12 protein-coding genes, 1 rRNA gene and 1 pseudogene are annotated in these 18,189 nt (G+C 26.4%); 8 read left to right on the top strand and 6 right to left on the bottom strand.

Going from position 1 to position 18,189, the window contains the following annotated elements:
- Positions 1-24 precede the first annotated feature (24 nt).
- From dnaX to RRG59_RS03900, 3 genes are read right to left on the bottom strand one after another with little or no spacing between them, the layout of a single operon-like run.
- Positions 25-1,851 carry a DNA polymerase III subunit gamma/tau gene (gene dnaX, locus RRG59_RS03890; RefSeq protein ID WP_322902244.1) on the bottom strand — a complete coding sequence of 609 codons (1,827 nt, stop codon included), beginning with the start codon at positions 1,849-1,851 and terminating at the stop codon, positions 25-27.
- 33 nt (positions 1,852-1,884) lie between these two features.
- Complete coding sequence (locus tag RRG59_RS03895; RefSeq protein WP_322902246.1) at positions 1,885-2,676, bottom strand: PDDEXK family nuclease; 792 nt, start codon at positions 2,674-2,676, stop codon at positions 1,885-1,887.
- Positions 2,666-3,919, bottom strand: coding sequence for a DNA cytosine methyltransferase (locus tag RRG59_RS03900; RefSeq protein WP_322902247.1), 1,254 nt, complete (start codon positions 3,917-3,919; stop codon positions 2,666-2,668). Before RRG59_RS03900 ends, RRG59_RS03895 begins: the two co-directional genes overlap by 11 nt.
- A gap of 298 nt (positions 3,920-4,217) precedes the next feature.
- Between RRG59_RS03900 and rrf the strand changes: the two genes are divergently transcribed.
- From rrf to RRG59_RS03930, 6 genes are all read left to right on the top strand, one after another.
- Positions 4,218-4,323 (top strand): 5S ribosomal RNA (gene rrf / locus RRG59_RS03905).
- Positions 4,324-4,374: 51 nt separating this feature from the next.
- Positions 4,375-5,490 (top strand): DnaJ C-terminal domain-containing protein, encoded by a 1,116-nt coding sequence (locus RRG59_RS03910; RefSeq protein ID WP_322902249.1) that lies wholly within the window; start codon positions 4,375-4,377, stop codon positions 5,488-5,490.
- Positions 5,491-5,548: 58 nt separating this feature from the next.
- Entirely contained in the window at positions 5,549-6,499 is a 951-nt protein-coding gene (locus tag RRG59_RS03915) for a TMEM164 family acyltransferase (RefSeq protein WP_322902251.1), read from the top strand.
- Between the two features lie 80 nt (positions 6,500-6,579).
- The gene (gene trpS, locus RRG59_RS03920; RefSeq protein ID WP_322902252.1) at positions 6,580-7,596 is read left to right on the top strand and encodes a tryptophan--tRNA ligase; all 1,017 of its coding nucleotides are present in this window, start codon (positions 6,580-6,582) and stop codon (positions 7,594-7,596) included.
- The gene (gene thrS, locus RRG59_RS03925; protein ID WP_322902254.1) at positions 7,583-9,328 is read left to right on the top strand and encodes a threonine--tRNA ligase; all 1,746 of its coding nucleotides are present in this window, start codon (positions 7,583-7,585) and stop codon (positions 9,326-9,328) included. The genes trpS and thrS overlap by 14 nt, the downstream gene beginning before the upstream one ends.
- Positions 9,321-9,794 carry a hypothetical protein gene (locus RRG59_RS03930; RefSeq protein WP_322902256.1) on the top strand — a complete coding sequence of 158 codons (474 nt, stop codon included), beginning with the start codon at positions 9,321-9,323 and terminating at the stop codon, positions 9,792-9,794. Before thrS ends, RRG59_RS03930 begins: the two co-directional genes overlap by 8 nt.
- 72 nt (positions 9,795-9,866) lie before the next feature.
- Here the strand turns inward: RRG59_RS03930 and RRG59_RS03935 are convergent, their stop codons facing one another.
- Both RRG59_RS03935 and RRG59_RS03940 read right to left on the bottom strand, forming a co-directional pair.
- A complete protein-coding gene (locus RRG59_RS03935) occupies positions 9,867-13,046 on the bottom strand; it encodes a coiled-coil domain-containing protein (RefSeq protein ID WP_322902258.1) in 3,180 nt (1,059 codons plus the stop codon).
- Positions 13,047-13,222: 176 nt separating this feature from the next.
- The gene (locus RRG59_RS03940) at positions 13,223-15,613 is read right to left on the bottom strand and encodes a phosphoketolase family protein (RefSeq protein ID WP_322902260.1); all 2,391 of its coding nucleotides are present in this window, start codon (positions 15,611-15,613) and stop codon (positions 13,223-13,225) included.
- Positions 15,614-15,985: 372 nt separating this feature from the next.
- On the opposite strand from RRG59_RS03940, the gene tuf reads away from it, so the two are divergent.
- Both tuf and RRG59_RS03950 read left to right on the top strand, forming a co-directional pair.
- Complete coding sequence (gene tuf / locus RRG59_RS03945) at positions 15,986-17,173, top strand: elongation factor Tu (protein ID WP_036430197.1); 1,188 nt, start codon at positions 15,986-15,988, stop codon at positions 17,171-17,173.
- Positions 17,174-17,281: 108 nt separating this feature from the next.
- Positions 17,282-17,746 (top strand): annotated as a pseudogene (locus RRG59_RS03950) (DNA cytosine methyltransferase).
- 44 nt (positions 17,747-17,790) lie between these two features.
- On the opposite strand, the gene RRG59_RS03955 reads toward RRG59_RS03950, so the two are convergent.
- On the bottom strand, positions 17,791-18,012 hold the full coding sequence (locus RRG59_RS03955) for a hypothetical protein (protein WP_322902262.1): 222 nt from the start codon (positions 18,010-18,012) through the stop codon (positions 17,791-17,793).
- Positions 18,013-18,189 lie beyond the last annotated feature (177 nt).

Consider the following 18,189-nt stretch of genomic DNA (forward strand, 5'->3'; position numbering starts at 1 on the left):
TTCACTCCTCTATTTCTTAATATTTTAATCTTTCTTTCATGCTTTAAAATAAGTATGTTTTTTTGTTTTGATTATTTCTTCTTTTGAATCTGGTATCAAAGTAGTTAACAAAACAGGTTCATTAATTTTTTTCGGAAAATCTATATGATTTTTATCCTTTAAAATTTTATTTGAATGTACAAAATAATCATCGGAAAAGAAAAATAATCATTTATATTCTCCACCAAATACTTCAACTATAAAATCTTGTCAGCTTTTTAAATATCTAATTTCTTTTAACTTCTCTTTTAAATTTAAGTCAGAGACATAAAATATAATTGCTCTATCACATGCAAATTTTATTTCTGTTTGCGAAAGTCAATCAATGTATTGTTTGTATTCATCAAAATTATTATTAAATGCAAAATCATTAAATTTCTTTTTATATTGTTCTGTTTTTTTTCTATTTTGAGCATCTTCAAGTGCTCAATTTGTAATTTCAAGAGAGTACTTATTATCATCAACACCTTTTCATTGGTATTGTTCATCACTAAAAAATTCCTTGTGATGATTTTTATCTATTATTTCATCAATAAAATTAAATGTGGATTTTTGAAAATTATCAGAATTATTAATAATTTTAATTTCTTCTTTTACCAAAATATTATTTTGTTTGCTTTTTGAAAATAATTTTGTTTCTAAAAATTCATCACCTAAAAATGTTTTTTGATTTTGTATAATTGGTTCTTGTTTTTCTTTTTTAAATGAAATGGTTGTGGTTTCTTTATTTATTTTATTACTATCTTTATTTTCAATTTTTAAACATTTGATTAAGCCTAATTCAATTAAATTAAATGGTATTTCTGTTCTTTGAATTTTGGTTAAAATATCATAAAACTCTTTTGAGAGTTGAATTGATAAATTACTTGTTAATTTAATCTTTTCTATTTCTTCTTCATTTAATAAATTTAAAAAAGTCTTGTTTTTTGTTTTTCTATATAAAATTCACTCTTTAATGATATTTAAAAGTGAAATAACAAATTGCTTTGGATCTATTCCATTTCTTTCTAATGTATACAGATTTTCTATTAATTCATCTAAATTATTTTCATATATTAAGTTAATTATTTTAATTAAAGATCCATTTCTTAGAATACCGAAAATTTCATTAATACTTTCTTCTGTTATATTGTGATTATTAAAAGAAGAAACTTGTTCTAATAGTGATAATGCATCTCTTAAACCACCAGAAGATAAATAAGCAATACTTCTCAATGCATTGTCTTGATAATTAATCTGTTCTTTATTTAAAATAAATTTAAGGTGATTTACTATTTCAGGTATCGAAACTCTTTGAAAATTAAATCTTTGAACTCTAGAAAGTATGGTTAAAGGAATTTTTTGCGGGTCAGTGGTTGCTAAAATAAAAATAATGTGTTTGGGTGGTTCTTCTAAAGTTTTTAATAAAGCATTAAAAGCACTTTTTGTAAGCATATGAACTTCATCAATTATATAAATTTTATATTTACTTTGAATTGGAACTTGTTCTACTTTTTCCTTTAGAACTCTTATTTCATCTACACCATTATTAGAAGCTGCATCCATTTCTATAATATCAAAATTAGTATTGTAATTGTTTAAACAATTTATACATGACTTTGTTAACTCATTGTTATGATTGCAATTCAATACATTTGCAAATATTTTAGCAACTGATGTTTTCCCTGTTCCTTTAGGGCCTGCAAATAAATAAGCATGACTTATTTTTTGATTTATTAAAACATTTTTTAGAGTTTGTACAATGTGTTTTTGTCCAATAACATCATCAAATGTTTTAGGTCTATATTTTCTATACAAAGTTTGATAAGACATTGCACCTCCATATCTTGTAAATTTTATTATAAATTAATGATTATTTTCTTTATAATAAAATTCATCAAATATTTTCAATTTATCTTTTAATTTTGAACTCATAGCATCATTAAAATAAACAACTTTTATTCTAGATGGTTGGTTTTCTATTAATTCAAACTTATTTACATTTTTAATATTGAATCTAGCTTTATCTAAATTCTTTCCTGCTTTTAAAACCCTCGAGCCATAATGAGATTCTAGCAACCCGTTTGGCATACATTGGATTGCTATAACCAATATTTCTAGTGTTTCCCTGTTGTATAAAATACTTATGAAAAAAGTTAAACATAATTTTGTTTTTCCATTTGATTTTGTATAAAAATAAGGTAATGAAGGTATATAAATCCTTTTTTCATTATTTGATAAAACTATCTCACCTTTATAACTATTTTGATTTTTGCCCACAAAAATACTTGTTGTAAAATCACCTATATTTTCCTCTTGCACTGTTTTTAAATCAATGTGAATATATGCGTCTTCTACTTCAAAAAATAAATCTGAACCCACTGGACTTGAATTTGGTTGACCAATACCTTTTCCATTTAATAATGAATAAATAATTCTTTCTGCTCCAACAGAAAAATCACTTATTCCTTTCCCTTCATTTGTTCCATATAATCATAATCAATCATCTTTAATATCTTCTTTTGTTTTAAAACCTTCAAACATTTCATCTTCTGCGAACTTTAAAAAATGATAATACTTATTTAAATATTTTAATTCAAGTTTTTCTATTTTCTTAAGGTCATTTAAGCTTACTTTCTTCTCTAAGTTATTTTTCATTGTAAACCTCTAATTTTTCCTTAATTTTTAATGCTATCTTTTCTGCTAACAACGGGGGGACTGCATTCCCGATTTGCCTATACATTGAAGATAAATTTCCTGTAAAAATAAAATTATTGGGGAATGTTTGAAGTAAAGCACACTCTCTTACAGATAGTCTCCTCATTTTATTAATATGAATTTCAGGTATAGTTGCTGTTATAGTGTCACTTGCTCTATTTCAATTTGTTATTCTTAATGATTGCTCAAATTTAATGCTTTTTTCTTCATAAACCGTCACTGCTTCATCATACTTATCATCAAATCCTAAAAGTTTTTTTAATTCTCATCAATCTTTCGGATTTGGTATACTACCTGATTTATTATCTTTTCTAAATCAATGCCCCGCTGTATGTTTATAACCAAAGTGATTGTCAATTTCTCTTGTTGTTAAACCTTTTTTATCTCTTCATAATTTTAAATAATCACAAATTTCACTTTGATTTACATTATATTTTCTGCCTCAAAATTTATCTTTAACAGACATATTTGCAATATGGTTATAAATTTTTTCTTTTTTATGCACAATAAAATCATTTGCATTGTTGACTGTTTCTATATCTTTTAAAAAAGAAATTGTATCTTCAACGGTTTTATAAGGTTTATACTTACTATTAACATATTTAGGATTCAAATTATTATAGTTTTTTTCACCAGGAAATAAATCTGCATATTCTTCATCTGGAAAATTATTTTCTAAACCTAATCTATTACCTATAATTATTACACGTTCTCTTAATTGAGGGACACCATAATTAGCTGCATTTAAAAGTTTATAATCAACTTTATAACCTATTTTCTTAAAATCGTTAATTATTAATTCTATAACTTTACCTTTTTCAATATTTAATAATCCTTTAACATTTTCTGCTACAAAAAATTTTGGTTGTTTATCTTTTATTATTCTTAACATTTCTTTATACAAGAAATTTCTTTGATCATCTATACTTCTATTTTTATTTGCTATAGAAAAACCTTGACAAGGGAAACCACCTATAATAACATCAATTTCATTTATCTTACCCGGTATTGATTCATTTTTGATTTTTGTTATATCTTCTTTCACAATATGATTACCAATATTTGTTTTATATGTATTTACAGCATCTTCATCAGAATCATTTGCTCAAATTATTTTAAAACCGGATTTTATAAAACCTAGATCCATTCCCCCTGCACCCGAAAACAAACTAATTACTTTCATATAACCTCTTTTAAATAAATAATAAATAAAAAAGCCAACGAAATGGCTTTAATTATTAAGCAGAAGCTAATCTTTCTTGTCTTCTTAAATTTCTAGCATGTTCTTTAGAAAGTTTTTTAGCTCTTTTTTCTGCTATCATTTTATTTTTTAATCTAACAATTTTACGCATTATAATCCTTTGATTTATTTTAAAAATATATTTATTTATTTTACAATATTACAAAAAAAATTTACAAAAAAATAAAAAAATTAATTTTTATAAATTATTTTTGTTTTTGAATTTTTAGTGTATTATATATCTAGTGCCAATAGCAAGAGGGATCACCTGATACCATTCCGAACTCAGTAGTTAAGCCTCTTTACGCTGACGATAGCCTAAAGGTGAAAATAGGAAGGTGCTTTTTTTTATATCCTTTTATTTAGCAATTTAAACTAAAATGTGCTAAAATAATTCTATGAGTAATAAAAGAGATTATTATGAGGTTTTAGGAGTATCTAAAACAGCTACAGAAAAAGAAATAAAAACAGCATATAGAAATCTAGCTAAAAAATATCACCCAGATAAATTAAAAGATGGAACTAGTGATGCCAAAATGCAAGAATTAAATGAAGCTTATGAAGTTTTATCTGATTCTAACAAGAGATCAAATTATGATAATTTTGGTCATCAAGGTGCTAATGGCTTTGGAAATCATGGTTTTTCTGGAGAAAGTGGTTTTGGTGGTTTTGGAGATATATTTAAAGACTTCTTTGGTGGTTTCGGAGGATTCGGTTCTTCTAATTCACACAAGAAAAATGCACCAAGAAGAGGTGATGATTTAAAATATTATAAAAAGATTTCATTTAAGCAAATGTTATATGGTGATACTATCCAAGAAAAAATGTATAAACATGAAAGTTGTTTAAATTGCGGTGGAAGTGGAGCACAAAGTTCATCAGACATTATAAATTGTTCTAATTGTCATGGAAGTGGTGTGGTATATCAAACTGTTAATAGTATGTTTGGTAGAGTACAACAAGAAACAACATGTAGAACTTGTTCAGGTAAAGGTAAAATAATCCAAAAATCTTGTTCTATTTGTAAAGGTAAAGGACATGAAAAAGTATTGAAAACAATCAATATCCCTGTCCCTCAAGGCGCAAAAGAAGGAATGCAAGTGAAATTAGCAGGTTTTGGTAATCCTGGTAAAAATTCTGGACCTTCTGGTGATTTATACATTGAATTTAATATTGAAGAAAACAAATTTTTTAAAAGAGACGGAATGGATTTATATTTAGATTACCCTGTTTCTGTTTTTGATATTATGCAAGAAAAAGAAGTTCTTGTTCCTGGACCTTATGGTGAGTTTAAAATTAAATTAAGTAAAAATTATGAATCTGGACAAATTATTAAAATAATCGGAAAAGGTATAAAATCAAAATATGGTAGTGGTGATTTAAAACTATTATTAAAATTTATAATTCCTGATATATCTAGAAAAGAAACTAAAAAGATCTTAGAATCACTAGAAGGTTTAAGTGACAAAACAAGTATTGATTATATGGAAAAAGTTCAAAAGACCTTGAAGTAATTAAGGTCTTTTTATATTTAAATAAAATAAATTGATATAATTAGAAAAAGAGGTATATATGGGGTTTTTTACATGAAGATTTAATCAAATTTCATTTGATGATTCTAAAATATTATTCAATGTTATTTTGTCAATTATTTTATTATCAGTTGTAGTTTTATGAGTATATAAGTCTAAAATTACTTTGTTTTTTGCAAATAAGGATAAAAAATATTTATTTGCAAAGCTTTATTTAGATCAAGTATTACAAATTGTAGGAGTAATTACTCTTTTATTAAATTTTTCTAGAAGCATCTGGTTGTTTACTACTGATTATCCTTGAAAATGAGAACTAATACCAATACATTTGTGTAGACTTTCAATGACTATTATGGGGTTTTTATTTATTTTTAAGAAAAGTCACTGAATTAAATATTTCAGTATTATTTCAATAATTGGAGCAATTGCTGCATTATTATTTGCTAACTTAGGTTATGTTAAAGAATTAGTTGATCAAGATAGAATTTATAATAACTTAACACCTGGAACTATTAGATATGAAAAAGCGGGAGTCGATGTAGGTTATGACACAATCATCTTTTGAGATTTTTTAATTGCCCATTGATATGTTTTAATAGTACCAGTATTTATTCATATAATAAAACCTGAACAAACTAAATTAACAATAAAAACTCTACTTATTGGTATGTTATTAGCATTATCAACTACTATTTTAATATTTTTTACAAATTGAACTGTTTTTGGTATTACAAAAACTATTACTAACAATAACCAAAAAATATCTATTGCATGAAACTCTAATTGATTTTACTTGGGTCAAACTGGTATTAAAACACTTGGCCCACTGAGTAGATGACCTTGATCGGTATTTGGTTTTACTTTGGTGTTTTTAATTTTAATATTTGTTTTTTATGGACTATATATTTTATTAAGATGTATAGATATACAAATCAATAAATATTATTTACCGAATAAAATTATTTTTAAAAAAACTTCATTAATTAAATAAGCTAATTGCTTATTTTTTATTAGTTATAAAATAAAACAAAATAAAAAAGTAATATAATATAAAAACTTTCTAGGAGATATATGAAAAAACGCTTTTTAAGTGGTATTAAACCCACAGGAAACTTAACCTTAGGTAACTATATAGGTGCAATAAAAAGTTTTGTTAAATTACAAGATGAATATGAATCAATAGTTTTTGTTGCTGATTTACATGCTTTGACAACTGGTAAAATTAATCCAAAAGAATTATATGAAGCAAGAAAATCAATAATTGCAATGTATCTTTCTTGTGGACTAGACCCTAATAAAACTATTTTATTTTATCAGTCTGATGTTGTAGAACATACAATGTTACAGTGGTTGTGTGCTTCTGAAACTACAATTGGTGAATTATCGAGAATGACACAATTCAAAGATAAGTCTCAAAAATTAAAACAAAATAACGGTACAGAAAAAATTCCTACTGGTTTGTTAATGTACCCAACCCTTATGGCAGCAGATATTTTATTATATAACCCTGATTTAGTACCAATTGGAGAAGATCAAAAACAACATTTGGAATTAACTCGTAATATTGCACAACGTTTTAACAAGAACTATAAAACTAATTTTAAAATTCCTAATGGTTTTATCCCTGAAGTTGGTGCAAGAATTAAATCATTAACTAACCCTGAACAAAAAATGTCTAAATCAGAAAAATCTTCTGAAAAATCAGTTATCTATTTATTAGAAGATCCAAATTCTGCATATAACAAAATTATTAAATCAGTTACAGATTCGGAAAATAGAGTATATATTTCAAAAAATAAACCAGGCATTTTAAACTTATTAAATATTTATGCAGCTCTAAATGATTTATCACTAAAAGAAACAGAAAATAAATTTAAAGATGCAAATTATAAAGAATTTAAAGAAGCGGTTGCTTTATCTGTCAAAAATCTATTAGAAAAAATTCAAGAAAAATACAAATACACTTTAGAACAAGTAGATAATATCGCACAAGAAGGTGCATTAAAAGCTAAATCTATTGCACAACCTATTTTAAATTCATTATTATCAAAAATGGGTTTTAATGGAGGAAAAAATGAAAGCAAATAAATTATTAAATCATACAACAAGTCACTTATTAGGGGCAGCAGTTGAAAAATTATACCCTGGTGTAAAACTAGGTTTTGGCCCAGCTACAGACGAAGGATTTTACTATGATTTTGAATTTCCTAATCCTATTAGTGATACAGAATTATTAAAAATAGAAAAATTAATGAAAAAATTTGCTTCTAGAAATCTTGAAATGATACAGGTAGATGAATCTAAATATTCATTTAATAATAAACCATATAAAAAAGAATTATATGATGAGTTAAAAAGTCAAGGTAAAAATATAACTTTTTACTCACTTGTCGATCCATTAAATAAAGAAGTGATTTTTACTGATTTATGTGCTGGTGGACACATTGAAAATACTAAATCAATAAAAAATATAAAGTTATTAAATTTAGCCGGTGCATATTGAAGGGGTAATTCCGATAATATTCAATTAACTCGTATTTATGGTACTTCTTGAGAAACAAAAGAAGAACTAGATACATATTTAGATATTTTAAAAGACCGTAAAGAAAGAGATCATAGAAAAATTGGTAAAGAAATGAAATTATTTACCTTTAATAAACTAGGTGGTCAAGGTTTACCTTTTTGATTAGAAGATGGAATGTATATTCATAATGAAATTAAAAAGTTAATTTTATCTAAAGACCGTAAATTTGGTTTTACAGAAGTTTTAACCCCGCACTTTGGTGAAGAAGAATTGTATAAAACTTCTGGACACTTAGAGCATTATAAAGATGATATGTTTAAGCCAATAGTAGTTGAAAATGAAAGATTAATACCTAGACCTATGACTTGTCCGCATCATATCTTATGTTATAACACAGAAAAGCGTTCATATAGAGACTTGCCAATCCGTTATAGTGAACAATCTCAACTTTATAGATATGAAAAATCTGGTGCTTTAACTGGTTTAGAGCGTGTTAGAGGAATGCTATTAACAGAAGGTCATTTATTTGTAACAAAAGAACAAATTGAACAAGAATTCAAATCTATGTATCAATTAATTAAAGAAACATTAGATATTTTTAAAATAAAAATAGATTATGTTTCTCTTTCTTTAAGAGATTCAGAAAATAAAGATAAATATTATAAAGATGATGAAATGTGATTAGAAGCTGAATCTAAATTAAGAAACGTATTAAATGAACTTGATGTTAAATATGAAGAAAAAATTGGAGAAGCTGCTTTTTATGGACCTAAAATGGATATTCAAATCCAAACAGCATTAGGTCATGAAATAACTGTTTCTACTTTACAATTAGACTTCTTGCTCCCTAAGAAATTTAATATGTCATTTACAAACAAAGATGGTCAAGAAGAAACACCTGTCTTAATTCACCGTGGTTTAATTGGAACTTATGAACGTTTTGTTGCTATTTTAATTGAACAATATAAGGGAATATTACCGTTTTGACTTGCACCTAAACAAATTACTGTAATCCCTGCTACTAACAATGAAGATGACATTGAATATGCAAAAGAAATTAATCAAACATTATTTGATTATGAATTTAGGACTAAAATAGATTTACGAGAAGAAAGATTGAGTAAAAAAGTTCGTGATGCACAGACTTCAAAATCAAAAATTCAAGTAATTCTTGGCGAAAAAGAAAGAAACACAAATACCATTTCTTATCGTTTATACGGAAAACAAGAAACAACAAATACTACACTTGAAGAATTTTTATTAAACTTAATTAAAATCAGAAATAATTATGAATAACATTAAAAAACAACGAAATTATTATTCATTGTTTTTTAATGTTTATACATCAATCATTATAATAACAACTGTATTGATTTCGGGAAGAATTATTCCTTGAAAAATTCTTATTAATCCTAACTATAACATTTCACCTTTATTAAGAATTTTAATTAGTTTATTTGTTACTTTAATTATTTTAATCCCTTGCTTTGCATTAACCTTATATAAAAAGTACAAGGTTTATCACTTTACTTATATTTCTTTAGTAGTTGGTATTACAATAACAACAACTTGATTACCCTTAGTGTTGAAAGATAATAATGATGTAAATTATTTAGAGTGATGTTGATATAAATACGATGTTATTCCTGTATTAATTATTTACATCACAATTTATTTTGTTTCTTCTGTTTTTATTAATAATAAAAAGATCAAGAAATTTAGAGTTTTATTCAAAATAGAAAAAGATTCTTTTTTATCTTAGTAGAAAAACTTATACCGGTGGGTATAAGTTTTTTTACTAAGAAGCTGATGGTTGAGTAGTAGGTTCAGAAGATTAAGTATTATCTGGGTTTGCTGTTTTACCTGGTATAACAAAATTAGGAACTTGAGTTAAATCAACTATTTTTGTTTCACCTAAAAGTACTTCTTTTAAATTAATTGTTTTAGATTGATTTGAATTATTTGTTATAGTAAATATAATTTTTTTTGTAATAACCGAAGTATTAGTTCTTGGCATATCTGAATCTCCTTCAGTTTCAGAATCTTCTGGTGTTACAGACATTGGATTATTTTGAGGAATTTCTGTTGTTTCTCCTCCTTGAGAATTAGAAGAAATTGTATTATCGCTTTGTTCACCAGATCAAGTATTATAATCTATCTCTGTTATAGTTATATTCTCTTCATCTTGGTTAAGTTTTAGTTTTAAAGATTGATTTTCTTGTTCTTTTAGTTTATAAATAGTTAAATCCATTGATACTTCATAAGTATTATTCATATCAGTTTTTTCTTTTACCATAACTGTATCTGAATTTATACTTAATAAAGTTTCTGAATTCTTAATCATATTTGTAGAATTTTCAATTTCTTTAAATTTATTATTGACTTCTAAGACTTTATCAAATATTAATGTTTTTGTTTTATTCTCTGAATTAATAAATTGAACAAGCGAATCAAATAATTTATTTGCCTTGGTTATTTTTTCTTCTAATAAGTTAACGTTAGGTGTGTTTTTTAAGAATGTATAAATGTTATCTATGATTTCTCTAGCAGATTTTAAAGCTACTTCAATACCTTTGTCTTTTGTTGTATTTTGAGAATTCACTGACATTAATAATGTATTAAGTTCCTTGATTTTATCTAAATAAGGTTTTGTTTGTTCTTTAAATTTTTCACCATCTAATGCTTTAATAGATTCTTTGTTTGCATTAAAACTTGTTAATATATCATCAGCTTTTTGTTTGATTAAACTATATCTTTTTGAACTTACATCATCAATATTTTTAAATTTTTCAATTGAATTTGAAATATTTGTTAATATACTTTCTTTTTCATTTGTTTTATTAATATAAGTAGATTTTAATTCATCTAATTTCTTATTGTTTATGTCATAAAATTTAATTTCACCAATTTGTCATGCATAGTGTTTTTTGCTTTGTTCAGTAGAATTAGCTTTTTCTCTTGGTTTTCATTGCAATCTTATGAAATTAGCAAATGTTGGTTCAAATGAAATAGTTATTACTGAAGCATTATTATTTTGTTCATTTCTAAATCCGTTAGTTAAAACTTTATCATTATTTTCTGTACCAAAATCAGAATGTTTAATTTTATCTTGATGTTCTACTTCTTTGTAAGTTTGACCATCTTCTGAAACTAATATTCTAATTTCTTCAGGTAAAATTAGTTTTGCTTCTTGAGCACCTTTTAAAAATAATTCAACTGTGTTTATCAAAAAAGTTTGCTCATTTTGTTTTTTATTAAATGTAAAATGGTTAGTAAAATTACTTTGGTCTTTATCATAATCATTTCAGTTATGTCATCTAGAATTTGTGTTAGGTCTATTATCTATTAAAGTTGAAATATTTTGAGAAGTTTCATTATGTCTTTTTAATGCATCATTTGAATTTGCTTCATCAATATCTAATTTATTATTATATATGTGAGTTTTAGCTTCAACATTATAATCTACAAAACCAACTTTAAACATAACAGTTAATGAATTTGTATCACTGTTTTGTGGTTCATCTGTTTCTTGAGTTTCACTTAAAGTATAAACAACTGATAAATCTTTTTCATAGAATTTTTGTTGACTTACATCAGTAACTGCTAATGAAGTTTGATTTATATTAGTAGGTATGTTATATAACTTCCCGTCTTTTTTAATTTTCTTAGGTAAGTATTTGTCAACTTTTTCACCTTTAATTAAATATAAATAATATGTATTTGAACTTAATTCAACAACTTTATCATCACTCATTACAGGTGATAAACCTTCATGAACATTGTTTAAAGGTATTTCAATAGTATTTAAATTATTTTCAACAGTAACATTTTCTGGAACTTCCGGATCTTCTTGGAATCCTGACACTTGAATTGTTAATGGTGTAAATGATTTTAATTCATTACTTGTTTTGTATTGAATCCCTGAAATACTGTATGTTTTATTTTCAAAAACTTTAAATGATACAGTAATAACTTTCTTTTCTGCTTTATTTTTAAATGTTTTAGATTCAATACTTAATGCATTGTTGTCTACAACTACTTTAGTAATTGAATCTAATTCATCTAATGCTTCGCTACTTGTTAATTCAAATGAAACTAATTTATATTTAGGTTCACTTTGCTCAGTTGAACTAGGCTCTGCAACTGAAACATTAGTAGCACTAAAAGTTATACCTTCTGCATCTTTTGTATCTTTATCACTTTTAGCTTTAGTTAATGCACCATTTAGTTTAACTATTTCTGTATTAATTTCATTTGATGTTTTAGATACAATATTACTTTGAAATGTTTCTGCATTTGTTTTTGCTGTTGTTAATTCTGTTTTAATTTCACTATATTTATCATTTGTAAGTGTATTAAGAAATGTATTTACTTCACTTATTTTTGTTTTTAGTTCTTCTGTTTTTGTTGTTTTTGCTGTTTTTTCTTGATCAAAACTTTGTTTGCCTTGTTTTGCTTTAGTTAAAGCATCATTTAATTTATTTAATTTAGAATTTAATTCAGTAACTTCTACATTATTATTGTTAGTAACTAATGGTTCAACTTCAGAAATTACACTAGATAAAGCATCCTTAATCGATTTGTATTCTGAATTTTCTAATTCTGTTAAGTATTCTTTAGATTCAGTTACTTTTTTTGTTAATTTATCAACTAATTCTTGTTTATTACTTGTAAGAGCATTATCAATTGCTTGTTTACGTGCTTTTAATTTATTTAACTCTTGATTAAACTTGTCTAAATGATTTTTGTATTCTTGATCAGTTAAACTTTGAGTTAAGTATTTTGAATATGTTGATACTAATGCATCATAATCATTTTTAATTTCACTATATTTTGGTTCTGATAATGATTCTTTAAATGATTTTGAATTTTCTATATTAGTATTTAGTTTCTTTTTATTTTGAGATTCATTAGAATCCTTTTTAGAACTTAGAACTATTCCAGCAGTAATACCACCTGCTAAGATAGCACCACCTAGAACAGCTCCGATTATTAATTTAGTTTTTTTACTCATATATAAAACCTCTAATTTTATTTTTATAATTTTATTTATAATAAAATTACATCTATATCTAATCAAAAAAAAAAAAAAACAAAAGCATTTTATATAAAAAACTGCCTTTGTTGTATTATATTTTATAATATTTCCACAATTTTTTTAAATTAAATTAATTGCAGATAAATGTTAAATTACTTAACTTTATTAATTCCTTCTCATTTTCAGAATCTAACTTCATCTATGTCTATCCCTACTTCTTTAATATATTTATTGTGATAATCCACTTTATCTTGCATTAATTTTACAAATTCTTTTGACTTTTCATTTCCATATACTGCTTTTGCTGCTGTTTGAGACATATGGAATCTATCCATTTCTGACATTAAACGAATATCAAAAGAAGTTGTTATATCACCGTTTTCCCTATATCCATGAGTAAACAAATTATGGTTATGACGTAAAAAGAATATATCTCTTAATAAACCTTCAAATCCATGGAAAGCAAATAAGATTGGTTTGTTTTTTGTAAACACTGAATCAAATTCTTCATCAGATAATCCACGAGGATCAACACTTGGATGTCTTAATTTTAATAAATCTACTACATTAACAAATCTGATTTTTAAATCAGGGAATTGTTTGTTTAAAATTTGTACAGTTGCTAATGCTTCTAGTGTAGGTTCAGTTCCTGAAGCTACTACTACTAAATCAGGTTCTTGATTATTTGATACTGTAGAAGCTCAATCAATTACTTTATATCCTTTTTCAACTAATTCTTTTGCTTCTTGAACATTAAATCATTGTTCTCTTGGTTGTTTAGAAGCAACTATTAAATTAATAACATCTCTTTCTCTAAATGATTTATCTAAAACTGCTAGTAATGTATTTGAATCTGCAGGTAAGTATTCACGAATTAATTCTGGTCTTTTGTCTGCTAGATGTCCTAATATACCTGGGTCTTGATGTGTATAACCATTGTGATCTTGTTGGAAAGCTGTTGATGTTGCAATAACGTTTAATGATGGATAATCATTTCTTCAGTGAACTTTACGAGCTTTAACTACTCATTTCATATGTTGAGTCAACATAGAATCTACTACTCTTAAAAACGATTCATATGAAGCAAAGAATCCATGACGTCCAGTTAAAACATAACCTTCTAAAAATCCTTGAGCTTGGTGTTCAGATAATTGCGAATCAATTAATCTACCAGCAGGACTTAAAAATTCATCTAAGTCTGGTTCAATTCTTTCCATTCATTGTCTGTTTGTTACTTTAAAAATATCAAACATTCTGTTAGATTTAGTTTCATCTGGTCCAAATGCACGGAAGTTTGTAGGATTTCTTTTAATCATATCAGCAAATCATGAACCTGCTGTTGCCATATCCTGACCTTTGATTTCACCTGGTTTATCAAACTTAATTGCAAAATCTTCTCATTTACCAAAATTTAAAGTTTTTGGATTTACACCACCATTTGTAATCGGATGCATACCCATTCTTTTATTTCCTTTTGGAGCAATTTCTGCAAATTCTTCTTTAAACGAACCATCTTTATTAAATAGTTCATCAGGTCTATATGATAATAATCATTCTTTTAATTCTGCTAATGTATTAGGATTTTCTTGAGTTACTGGAAGTGGTACTTGGTGTGATCTAAAACTTCCTTCATATGTAAGTCCATTAATTTTGTTTGGACATGTTCATCCTTTTGGTGTTCTTACTATTAAAGCAGGTCAAATTGGTTTTTTAGCTTCTTCTGCTGATTTTTTACGAGCTTCAGTTTGAATTGCTTTAATTTTTTCTACAGCTAAATCGAATTTTTCTGCCATTTGTTTGTGAATACCAATTTGGTCATTAACATCAGCTTCAACAATTATTGCTTCTCAACCAAACCCTGCTAACATTTTCGTTAATTCATCATTTGATTTACGAGCAAAAATTGTAGGATTAGAAATTTTACCACCATTAACGTGAACAATAGGTAAAACTGCACCATCGTTTACAGGGTTAATGAATGACGAAGCAAATCAACCACCTGCTAAAGGACCTGTTTCTGCTTCTCCATCACCTATTACTGTAGCTGCTATAATTTGTGGGTTATCTAAAATAGATCCTGTTGCATGTGAAAGTGCATATCCTAATTCTCCTCCCTCATGTATTGAACCTGGTGTTTCAGGTGCAGCGTGAGATGCAGTTCCACCCGGGAACGAGAATCTTTTACACATTTTTGTTATTCCTTCAACATCTTTTGTTATTTCAGGGAATAACTCTGTATAACTTCCATCTAAGTATGAATTAGATATCATTAATTGTCCACCATGACCTGGACCAGAAATATAGAACATTTCTACATCGTATTTATTAATAACACGATTTAAATGTGCATAAATTAAGTTTTGTCCTGGTATTGTCCCTCAGTGACCAATTGGGTACTTTTTAACATGTTCTGCTTTTAATTCCTCATGTAAAAGTGGATTTTTGTGTAAGTACATTTGTGCAACTGATAAATAATTAGCTGCTCTTCATCACGCATGTACTTTGTCTAGGTATTTTTTGTCGTCAAATTGTGTTTTTTTCATTGACATACTCCTTAATTTTAAAATTTTAATAAGTTACATAACTAATTATTTTTCATTATCTGTAATAACTGAATATGTTTTTATATTATAATAAAAAATAATTTTATTAGTTATAAAACTTGTAAAAATTATTTTTTTTGGTTTCAAAATAGTGAAAATTTCCATATTTTAAATTTTGTATTATTATATTGTTTTGGTTTATTGTAATAGAATAATTTATATTTTAATAATCATTGTTTTTTGTTAAAATATAGAAGCTATACTAATGGACAGGACCTAGGTGAAAGACTAGGCATAGGTTGGTTTTAGCGCTAAAACATTTTTTATAAAATATAATATATATAATCTTAAAATTGAAAGGATTTACATAATATGGCAAAATTGGATTTTGACCGTTCAAAAGAACACGTTAATGTTGGTACAATCGGACACGTTGACCATGGTAAAACTACATTAACAGCTGCTATAGCTACAGTTTTAGCTAAAAAAGGTTTATCTGAAGCTCGTGATTATGCTTCTATTGATAATGCTCCAGAAGAAAGAGCACGTGGTATTACAATTAATACATCACACATTGAATATCAAACTGAAAAACGTCACTATGCTCACGTTGACTGTCCTGGTCACGCTGACTACGTTAAAAACATGATTACAGGGGCAGCTCAAATGGATGGTGCTATCTTAGTTGTTGCTGCAACAGATGGACCAATGCCTCAAACACGTGAACACATTCTTTTATCTAGACAAGTTGGTGTTCCTCGTATCGTTGTTTTCTTAAACAAATGTGATATGTTAGAAGGCGAAGAAGAGATGATTGAACTTGTTGAATTAGAAGTTCGTTCACTTCTTTCAGAATACGGATTTGATGGAGATAATGCTCCAATTATTCGTGGATCTGCTAAATTAGCTCTTGATGGTGTTCCTCAATGAGAAGAAAAAGTTATGGAATTAATGGATGCAGTTGATACATACATTGAAACTCCAGAAAAAGACTTTGAAAAACCATTCTTAATGGCTGTTGAAGACGTTTTCACAATTACAGGACGTGGAACTGTTGCTACAGGACGTGTTGAACGTGGAACATTAAGATTAAACGATGAAGTTGAAATAGTTGGATTACATGCTACTAAAAAAACAGTTGTTACAGGAATTGAAATGTTCCGTAAAAACCTTAAAGAAGCACTTGCGGGAGATAACGCTGGATTATTACTTCGTGGAGTAAACCGTGAAGATATTGAACGTGGACAAGTTTTAGCTAAACCAGGTTCAATTATCCCTCACACAGAATTCGAAGCTGCAATTTACGTTCTTAAAAAAGAAGAAGGTGGGCGTCACACACCATTCTTTAAAAACTATAAACCACAATTCTACTTTAGAACAACAGACGTTACTGGTGGAGTTGAATTTGAAGCTGGACGTGAAATGGTTATGCCTGGAGAAAATGTTAACTTAAAAGTTAAATTAATTGCTCCTATCGCTGTTGAAGTTGGAACCAAATTCTCTATCCGTGAAGGTGGACGTACAGTTGGTGCTGGTTCAGTAACAAAAATTGTTAAATAATAGTATTCAAACATATGGAAAAAGCTGACTTATGTCAGTTTTTTTGATATTTCTAGTTTATAATTAAATAACATTATTAATGTTATGAAGGAATTTATGAAAAGAAAAATGATAGATTTATTTGCTGGTGCAGGTGGTTTAACTTATGGTTTTTGAAAAGAAGGTTTCGACATAGTTGAAACTATTGAATTTTGGAAACCTGCAACTGAAACTTATAATTATAATTTTAAAACTAATATTATTCCGTTAGATATAACTAATCAGGAAACAAAAGATAATTTATATAATGACTGGACTAATAAAATTGATTTAATAATTGGCGGTTTTCCTTGTCAAGGTTTTTCGATGACAGGAAAAAGATAACAAGAAGATGATAGAAATAAATTGTACTTACACACAGTAGATATTATTAAAAATATCAAACCTGAAGTTTTTGTACTGCAAAACGTTAAAGGAATTTTATCTTATAAAGAATATGATGGAATTAAAGTTACTGAGAAAATAATAGAACTAGTAAATAAAAGTGGATATTATTGTAAATTTATATTATTCCTGAGTTTCTGAGTTAATTAAGATAAAAAGACGAATAACCCTATGAAATAGGGAAATTCGTCTTTTTATATATCTAATTTACTATGTATAAAATCTGTGAATTTTTTAATTAATACATAATTCTGAAAATCTTTTTTGTTATTTTCATTTGTTTCAAATAATGTCTCTATTATTTTGTTATCAACCTTTTTAACTATTTTGTTAGCTGTTAATATAGCTTTAATAAAGTTATCAGTTGTTATTTTAAAATCAATAAGTCCTGCATCTTTTTTAAATGACTCATTCAATAAGTGAATTATTGTCTTAATTATTACTAAAGATAAATAACACAAGATAAAGTGACCTTTAATATGAGAATTGGTTCATACATATACAGGTCTTACTTTTAACGCTGTTTTTAATGTTCTAAAATTTTGACACCGAAGAAAAGAAGGGAGTAATTAATTACAAACTAAGCAATAAAT

The sequence above is a fragment of the Mycoplasmopsis felis genome (assembly GCF_034647055.2).
GTDB lineage: Bacteria > Bacillota_I > Bacilli_A > Mycoplasmatales > Metamycoplasmataceae > Mycoplasmopsis > Mycoplasmopsis felis.